8 protein-coding genes and 1 riboswitch are annotated in these 7,467 nt (G+C 70.8%); of the genes, 5 read left to right on the top strand and 3 right to left on the bottom strand.

Going from position 1 to position 7,467, the window contains the following annotated elements; translation table 11 throughout:
• Nucleotides 1-82: 82 nt before the first annotated feature.
• Entirely contained in the window at nt 83-1,003 is a 921-nt protein-coding gene (locus tag WBN91_RS38410) for a threonine ammonia-lyase (RefSeq protein WP_337729217.1), read from the bottom strand.
• A gap of 1,229 nt (nt 1,004-2,232) precedes the next feature.
• Between WBN91_RS38410 and WBN91_RS38405 the strand changes: the two genes are divergently transcribed.
• A complete protein-coding gene (locus WBN91_RS38405) occupies nt 2,233-3,150 on the top strand; it encodes a S1 family peptidase (protein ID WP_337729442.1) in 918 nt (305 codons plus the stop codon).
• 123 nt (nt 3,151-3,273) lie between these two features.
• Here the strand turns inward: WBN91_RS38405 and WBN91_RS38400 are convergent, their stop codons facing one another.
• The gene (locus tag WBN91_RS38400; RefSeq protein ID WP_337729218.1) at nt 3,274-4,029 is read right to left on the bottom strand and encodes a dioxygenase family protein; all 756 of its coding nucleotides are present in this window, start codon (nt 4,027-4,029) and stop codon (nt 3,274-3,276) included.
• A 5-nt stretch (nt 4,030-4,034) separates the two neighbouring features.
• Nucleotides 4,035-4,682 carry a thiamine phosphate synthase gene (gene thiE / locus WBN91_RS38395; RefSeq protein WP_337729214.1) on the bottom strand — a complete coding sequence of 216 codons (648 nt, stop codon included), beginning with the start codon at nt 4,680-4,682 and terminating at the stop codon, nt 4,035-4,037.
• A 44-nt stretch (nt 4,683-4,726) separates the two neighbouring features.
• Nucleotides 4,727-4,838: riboswitch (TPP riboswitch) on the top strand.
• On the opposite strand from thiE, the gene thiO reads away from it, so the two are divergent.
• The 4 genes from thiO to WBN91_RS38375 all read left to right on the top strand — a co-directional run bounded on the left by thiO (nt 4,833) and on the right by WBN91_RS38375 (nt 7,326).
• Entirely contained in the window at nt 4,833-5,846 is a 1,014-nt protein-coding gene (gene thiO / locus WBN91_RS38390; protein ID WP_337729213.1) for a glycine oxidase ThiO, read from the top strand. It overlaps the preceding riboswitch by 6 nt.
• Complete coding sequence (thiS, locus tag WBN91_RS38385; protein WP_121223471.1) at nt 5,843-6,043, top strand: sulfur carrier protein ThiS; 201 nt, start codon at nt 5,843-5,845, stop codon at nt 6,041-6,043. The genes thiO and thiS overlap by 4 nt, the downstream gene beginning before the upstream one ends.
• A gap of 2 nt (nt 6,044-6,045) precedes the next feature.
• Nucleotides 6,046-6,804: a thiazole synthase gene (locus WBN91_RS38380; protein ID WP_337729212.1), complete on the top strand. Its 759-nt coding sequence runs from the start codon at nt 6,046-6,048 to the stop codon at nt 6,802-6,804.
• A gap of 90 nt (nt 6,805-6,894) precedes the next feature.
• The gene (locus tag WBN91_RS38375) at nt 6,895-7,326 is read left to right on the top strand and encodes a MarR family winged helix-turn-helix transcriptional regulator (RefSeq protein WP_337729211.1); all 432 of its coding nucleotides are present in this window, start codon (nt 6,895-6,897) and stop codon (nt 7,324-7,326) included.
• Nucleotides 7,327-7,467: the final 141 nt, after the last annotated feature.

Raw genomic sequence — 7,467 nt, 5'->3', positions numbered from 1 at the left:
GGGAACCGAGGCCCTCCACTTGTAGGTAACACCTACCGCGCGCTCCGCGCGCGAAGACCGCGCTGCGCGCGCCGAAAGGCGTTCAGAGCAGTTGTGCGAAAACCTCCGGGTCGATGTTGCCCCCCGAGATCACTGCCACCGTCTTGGTCGTCGGAGCCTTCAGGTAAGCAGCCGTGGTGGCCGCGCCACTGGGTTCGACCACCAAACGCGCCTGCCGAGCCAGCCGACCAACCGCCGCCGAGATCTCCGCCTCCGACACCGTCACAATGTCGTCCACATACTCACGAATATGCGCGAAAGTCAGCTCCGAAGGCTGCGCCCGCAACCCATCCGCGATAGTCCGCTCCCGCTCCGCCGCCGACCACCGCACCAGCTCCCCCGCCCGCAGTGAAGCCGCCGCGTCACCCGCCAGCTCAGGCTCCACCCCGATGACCTTCGCCGCAGGCCGCAACGCCTTCACCGCCGTCGCCACCCCCGAGATCAACCCGCCCCCGCTGACAGGCACCAGCACGCACTCCACATCCGGCATGTCCGCCACGATCTCCAGCCCAACCGTCCCCTGACCAGCGATCACATCAGGATGGTCGAACGGCGGCACCAAAGTCGCCCCGCGCTCCTCGACCAGCTCATACGCCCGCTGCTCACGCTCCGACATGGGCACCTGCACGACCTCCGCCCCGTGCGCCCGGGTCGCCGCGACCTTCACCGCAGGGGCGTTGTCGGGCACCACGATGGTCGCCGGGACTCCAAAAAGGCGGGCCGCGTAGGCCACGGCTTGGGCGTGGTTGCCGCTCGAGTACGCGACGACTCCTCGTGACCGCACGTCCGGAGCCAGCCGGGACAAGGCGTTGTAGGCACCCCGGATCTTGAACGCCCCCACCGCCTGGAGGCTCTCGGGCTTGAGCATGAGGCCGTCGTCGAACCTGAGCAGCGGTGTGCGTACGGCCACGCCCTCCAGGGCTGCGGCTGCCGAGCGGATGTCGTCGATTGTCACGAGTCGCATGGAGACGATCCTCACCGCCGGCCAACCTCGGGCGCCGGCTGCCCGTCCACCGGAGGTCATGGTGGATCAGAAGTCGAAGTTGGAGATCAAGCCCGCGCAGGTGCTCGCGGGGGCGTTGGGTGCGGTTACCGCTGCTGTGCTCGGGGTGAAGCTCAACCTCGCGGGCACGGTGGTGGGGGCGGCTGTGGTGAGTGTGGTGAGCACTGTGGGGGCGGCGGTCTACCAGCACTCCATCGAGCGCACTCGCGTTCGGTGGGCGGCTGCCGGGTTGAGTGCCGCGTTGGTGTTCTTGGTGGGGGTTGTGGCGTTCGGCAGTGCTGAGCAGGTGCGGGGGACGGCGGTGCCGTCGCCGGCTACCAACGGACCGGTGCCGGTGCCGGAACGGGGTGAAGTACCGGAATCCACGGCGAGCACGACTACGACCGCTCCGACCACCACGACGACGACCGGGTCGTCCGTTGCGCCAACCACGACACCGCCGTCGTCGACGACTACTCCGACGACTGCGGGGAGCTCTGTGGTGTCACCCAGTCAGGGCAGCAGCGTTCACACTTCAGGGCCATGACGGGCTCCGACCCTCACTTCTGGCAAATCACCCCAAATCGGTGATCGTCTCATTACCTTGAGTGAGAGTTAACTGTCAAACGCTACACAGCGCAGTCAAATGGTCGTGAGCTGTGACACACTTCGCCCTCAGATGGACTGCGCCGTCATAGGTAACAGCCTGATAACGTCGCTCGAACGGGCGAGTACTGGTCGGTAATGACCGGGGAGGAGGCGCCACATGCACGAGCTGCGAGCGCCCCGCGCCCGGACCGGGAAAGACGTGACGACGGTCGTGGCGCACACGGCCGGAGAAAGAAAAGGGGTGGGGCGACCCCTGCCGCCGCCCCACCACCCGTCCCCCTAGAGCCCCCGAGAGCGGTCCCTGCAACCAGGCTCTCGGGTTCCCTGCACCCGAAGATGAGGGAGACGCCTAAATGAACCGCACGAGTGCGGCCCGCCTCGCCGCGGCTGCTTTGCTCGCCACCGGCGCGGCTACAGCTCTCAGCGTACCGGCGATTGCGGACCCTGCCGCCCCCTATGGCACAACCGCCTCCGACACGGAGAGCTACCCGGCCGAGTTGCTCCAAGCGGTGCAACGCGACCTCGGCCTGAATGCGGAACAAGCCCGACTCCGTCTGGCGAGTGACACCAGGTCGGGTGAGACCGAGGCGAAGGTGCGCGGTGTGCTCGGCGACACGTTCGCCGGCGCCTGGATCGACTCCGCCACCGGCAAGCTCACCGTCGGTGTCACCGACGCCGCGCAGAGCGACGCCGTTCGCGCGCACGGCGCGGAGCCCAAGGTGGTCCCGTTCTCGCAGCGCTCGCTGACCGCGACCAAGACCGCCCTCGACACCCTGTCCGCTCCCCAGTCCATCACCGGCTGGCGCGTGGACGACACCAGCAACTCCGTGGTCGTCGAGGTGAACCGCCACGTCCGCGACGCGGCGGCCGACGCCTTCCTGGCGACCGCCAAGGCCGTCAGCCCGTCCGTGCGGGTCGTCGAGGTCGAGCACTCCCCGACCACCCTGTACGACATCCGCGGCGGTGACCCGTACTACATCAACGGCACCAGCCGCTGCTCGATCGGCTTCTCCGTGTCCGGCGGGTTCGTGACGGCGGGCCACTGCGGTCGCGTCGGCTCGACCACCACGGGCTACAACCGCGTGTCCCAGGGCACGTTCCGCGGCTCGTCGTTCCCCGGCAACGACTACGGCTGGGTCGCCACGAACTCCAGCTGGACCCCGCGCCCGTGGGTCAACCGCTACAACGGCACCAACGTCATCGTCCGCGGCTCGTCGGAGGCGGCGGTCGGCGCGACCATCTGCCGCTCCGGCTCCACCACGGGCTGGCGCTGCGGCACCGTCCAGGCCAAGAACTCGACGGTGAACTACCCGCAGGGCACGGTCTCCGGCCTGACCCGCACCAACGCCTGCGCGGAGCCCGGCGACTCGGGCGGCTCGTGGGTCGCGGGCACGAGCTTCGGCCAGGCCCAGGGCGTGACCTCCGGCGGCTCGGGCAACTGCTCCTCCGGCGGCACGACCTACTTCCAGCCGGTCAACGAGATCCTGAGCGTCTACGGCCTGCGGCTCGTCGTCGGCTGAACGACCTGAGGCGCGCGGTCACCTCCCCCTGCGGACCGCGCACCGCGTGAAAACACCCCCGGGGCCTGCCTCCTCCCCCTCAGGCCCCGGGGGTGTCGCACGTCTGAAGCGAAATGCCGTGTCTCAGGCGAACTGCACCGACCGCTTGGACAGCCCGTACCAGAAGCCCTCGACGGTCGTCGACGCCTCTTGATCCGCACTCGCGCCCAGCGACACGAACAGCGGCGCGAAGTGCTCGGTCCGCGGATGCGCGATCCCGGCCGCCGGAGCCTTGTGCTGGAAGTCCAGCAGAGCGTCGACATCGCCCTCGACCAGCGCCCGCCCCGCCCAGTCGTCGAACTCGGACGACCACGACGGCGGCTGGTAGTCGGGACCCTGGCGCATGTCCACGCAGCTCAGGTTGTGGGTCATGAACCCGCTGCCCACGATGAGCACACCCTGGTCGCGCAGCGGCGCCAGCCGCCGGCCGACCTCGAACAGCCGGCGCGGGTCCAGGGTCGGCATGGACATCTGGAGCACCGGGATGTCCGCCTCCGGGAACATCTCCTTCAGCGGCACGTACGCGCCGTGGTCGAGCCCTCGCCCGGCGTCCTGGTGCACGGGCTCGTCCACGAGTTCCGCCACCGACGCGGCCAGCTCCGGAGCGCCGGGGGCCTCGTAGGTGACCTCGTAGTACCGCTGGGGGAAGCCCCAGAAGTCGTAGGTGAGCGGCACGGTCGTGGTCGCGCCCAGGGTCAGCGGGTTGGCCTCCCAGTGCGCGGAGACGACCAGGATCGACTCCGGGCGCGGGAGCGTCGCGGACCACGACCTCAGCTCGCCGGTCCACCGTTCGTCGTCGGCCAGCGGGGGCGCCCCGTGGCCCAGGTACAGCACAGGCATCACGACTACGACTGTACGCCCTTTAGTTGAAGTTTCAACCAAGCTGCGGCGGACTTCGGGTCCTCCGCCTCCGTGATGGCGCGCACCACGACCACCCGGGACGCCCCGGCGTCCAGCACCTCGGGCAGCCGCTCGCGGTCGATCCCGCCGATCGCGAACCACGGCCGCTCCGACACCGTCGCCCGCACCAGGTCCAGGCCCGGCGCGGGCCGGCCCGGCTTGGTCGGCGTCGGCCAGCACGGGCCGGTGCAGAAGTAGTCCACACCAGGCTCCACGGCCGCCGCCCGAGCCTGCTCGACGTCGTGCGTGGACCGGCCGATCACGACGTCCTCGCCCAGGATGCGGCGGGCGAGGGGCACCGGCAGGTCGTCCTGGCCCAGGTGCAGCACGTCCGCGCGCACGGCGTGCGCGATGTCGGCCCGGTCGTTGACCGCGAGCAGCGCGCCGTGCCGGGCGCACGCCTCGGCCAGCACCTCCAGCGCGGCGATCTCCTGGCGGGCTTCGAGCCCCTTGTCCCGCAACTGCACGATGTCCACGCCACCCGCGAGCACCGCGTCCGCGAAGTCCGCGAGGTCCGGCCGCGCCGGCGTGCAGAGATACAGCAGCGAGTCGGCGAGCCGCCGCCTGATTTGCGTTCCGTCGAGTCCTGGCACGCCCGGGACGGTAACCGCCGGGCGGAATCGTGCGCTACGGTGGACGTGGTCCGCACGGGAGCCTGGAGAACACCGGGCTGAGAGGGAGCGTGGTTCGCTCCGACCGTCGAACCTGATCCGGGTCATGCCGGCGCAGGGAGCGTGAGTGCCTTGGCAAGTGCGAGTGGGGTCACCGTCGTGGGCGGCGGCGTCATCGGGCTGTCCGCCGCGTGGTTCGCGGCGCGGGACGGGTTCGACGTGACCGTGGTCGACCGCGCGTCGCCGCACGGCGGCTCGTGGGTCGCGGGCGGGATGCTCGCGCCGATCACCGAGGCGTGGCCCGGTGACGAGGACGTGCTGGCACTGGGCGTCGAGTCGCTGGAGCTGTGGCCGGACTTCGCGGCGTCGCTGGACGTCCCGCTGAGTCCAGTCGGCACGCTCGCCGTGGCGATCGACACCGCGGACGCCGAGGTCCTGGACCAGCTCTGCGCCTACCTGGCCCGCATGGGCCGCAAAGCCGACCGCCTGACCAGGCGCGAACTCCGTGCACTGGAACCGGGTCTCGGCCCAGCAGTCCGAAGTGGACTCTCGGTCCCCGGCGACCTCTCCGTGGACAACCGGACCCTGCTGGACGCCCTCCGCCGCGCCTGCGCGGAGAACGGCGTCCGCTTCACCGAAAAGTCCACAGTGGACCAAGACTTCACCGTCATCGCCGCCGGCGCGTGGAGCCGCGACCTGCACCCCGCGCTGAAAGACGTGATCCGCCCGATCAAAGGCGAAATCCTGCGCCTGAGAACAAGACCCGGCGCACTGCCACCCCCGTCCCACACCCTCCGCGCCCACGTCTCCGGCCGCCCGGTCTACCTGGTGCCCCGCGAAGACGGCCTGGTGCTCGGCGCGACCCAGTACGAGACCGGTTTCGACGCGGACGTGACCGTCGCCGGCGTGCGGGACCTGGTGCGCGACGCCGAGGTCGTGTGGCCGGCGGTCGCCGAGTACGCGCTGACCGAGTGCGCCGCCGGGTTCCGGGCCGGCAGCCCGGACAACACGCCGGTCATCCGGTGGTTGGAACCCGGCGTGCTCGCCGCCACCGGGCACCACCGCAACGGCCTGCTGCTCGCCCCCGTGACCGCGCGGCGGGTGCTCGACCTGCTCCGGGAAGCTCGCGAAGGAGGACACGGGTGAAGGCTCGGGTGAATGGTCAGGAACGGGAACTGGCCGAGGGTGCGACCGTCGCGGCCGTGCTCGACCTGTTGGGCGCGCCGGCCACCGGCGTCGCGGTGGCGCTGGACGGCGAGGTCGTGCCGCGCGCCGCCTGGGCGTCCACCCCGGTGCCCGAGGGCGCCGCCGTCGAAGTGCTCACCGCTGTGCAGGGAGGCTGAACGTGGACGATCCGCTGGTCATCGCCGGGCGCGAGTTCGGGTCCAGGCTGGTCATGGGCACCGGCGGCGCGGCCAACCTGGCCGTGCTGGAGAAGGCGCTGGTGGCGTCGGGCACCGAGCTGACGACGGTCGCCATGCGCCGCCTCGACTCCGCGGGCGGCGGCGTGCTGGACCTGCTGCGCCGCCTGGGGATCGACGTGCTGCCCAACACCGCCGGCTGCCGGGGCGCGGCGGAGGCCGTGCTGACCGCGCGCCTGGCGAGGGAGGCGCTGGAGACCAACTGGGTCAAGCTGGAGGTCGTCGCCGACGAGCAGACCCTCCTGCCCGACCCGATCGAACTGGTCGACGCCGCGGAACAGCTGGTGGACGACGGTTTCGTGGTCCTGCCCTACACCAACGACGACCCGGTCCTGGCCCGCCGCCTGGAGGACATCGGCTGCGCGGCCGTCATGCCGCTCGGTTCCCCCATCGGCACCGGCCTGGGCATCCGCAACCCGCACAACATCGAACTGATCGTGGCCCGCGCGGGCGTGCCGGTGATCCTGGACGCGGGCATCGGCACGGCCTCGGACGCGGCCCTGGCGATGGAACTGGGCTGCTCCGCTGTGCTCTTGGCCACTGCCGTGACCCGTGCCCAGGACCCGCTGCGCATGGCGGCGGCCATGCGAGCCGGCGTGGAAGCGGGCAGGTTGGCCCGCCTCGCGGGCCGGATCCCCCAGCGTTTCTGGGCCCACGCGTCCAGCCCTGCGCCGGACGTCTGATGCGTTGATCACCCGACGGGCGGTGGCGCACGCCGCGCCACCCGGCATGATGGATGCTTCATCCCATCCTTCGTGTCCGTAGGAGGTGCGATGGCCGCCGAGCAGGTCGAGGACGCCACCGCCCGGCTGTACCTCGCGATCGGCAGGCTGTCGCGGCTGCTGCGCCGCACCGGGTCCCCGGGACTCGGCCCCGGCGCGGTGTCCGCGCTCGCCACACTCGCGCGCTGCGGCCCCATGCGCCTGGGCGACCTGGCCGCCAAGGAGGGCGTGGCACCCCCCACCCTGTCCCGCATCGTCGCGGCCCTGGTGGAAGCCGGCTACGTCAAACGCGACCCAGACCCCCAAGACGGCCGAGCCTGGCTGGCCACCCCCACCCCAGAGGGCGTGACAATGGTCTCGGGCGTCCGCTCGGCCCGCGTCCAGGAACTACAACGCCGAATCGAAGAACTCCCCCCAGAACACCAAACCGCCCTCCTGAACGCCCTCCCGGCCTTGGAGGAATTGGTGGGCGAAGCCGGCTGACCCAGCAAGACCCCTCGCCCAGCCGCAACAGCACCCTGCCTCCCACCACTTCACCGCACGCCATGCTTTTCATGAAGCTGCCGCACGGCACACCTCTGCCTGGGCTTCTTGCTTGTGTCATCCCCGTATGGCCTGCCCGAA

Source organism: Saccharothrix sp. CCNWYY140 (assembly GCF_037401995.1).
Lineage (GTDB): Bacteria > Actinomycetota > Actinomycetes > Mycobacteriales > Pseudonocardiaceae > Actinosynnema.
The sequence above is the reverse complement of the archived record's forward strand: the minus strand, read 5'-3'. Positions and strand labels throughout refer to the sequence as shown.